A 594-nucleotide genomic window follows, 5' to 3' on the forward strand; every position below is an offset into this window, starting at 1 on the left:
GCCGGGCAGGTGCTGGACGATGCTGAAGAGCAGGACCAGCAAGGTGGCGGTGGTGGCCAGTGGGACGGCGGCGAACCGCTTGCGCGCGATCTCCGACCTGAGGGTCGAGAACAGCACACCCCACTCGGCCGCTGCGGCCCGCCTGAGCACTCCGTGCTGCTGGTTCACTGCTGTCCCCGTTCTCACTCCTACATTTCCCGCACACCCATTAATGCGTGGTGTCCTACATCAACAGTAGGTATCCGATAAACGGGCCGCATCAGCTCCTGAGTGGAAGTCAGGTCATCCTCCAGGGGGACAAAACCGGGATTGCCTCCCCCGGTCGGCTGGTAGCGGCCGGAAGTCCTCCGCCCCCCGGCGGAGGACTATCCCTCCCCGCCGCGTTCCGGGACCGGCAAGCTGGCCGCAGCCGCCGAATCGGCGGTGGGCCGGGCGTGCCGACGGCGGAACAGGGCGGGAAGACTGGGGGCGGTGATGAAACCCTCGGCGCGGGCGCTGGCGATGCCGATCCGGGGAATCTCGCTGCTCTTCTCGAACAGCAGATAACGCGGCTCCCAGATGGGCCGGTACTTGGCGTTCGCCCGATAGAGGGAC

Annotated in this window: 1 pseudogene; it reads right to left on the minus strand. The window is 67.0% G+C overall.

Going from position 1 to position 594, the window contains the following annotated elements:
* Positions 1–365: 365 nt before the first annotated feature.
* A pseudogene (locus tag ABD323_RS44035) lies at positions 366–594 on the minus strand (hypothetical protein); the annotation flags it as partial.

The organism is Kitasatospora nipponensis (assembly GCF_039528135.1).
GTDB classification, from domain to species: domain Bacteria; phylum Actinomycetota; class Actinomycetes; order Streptomycetales; family Streptomycetaceae; genus Kitasatospora; species Kitasatospora nipponensis.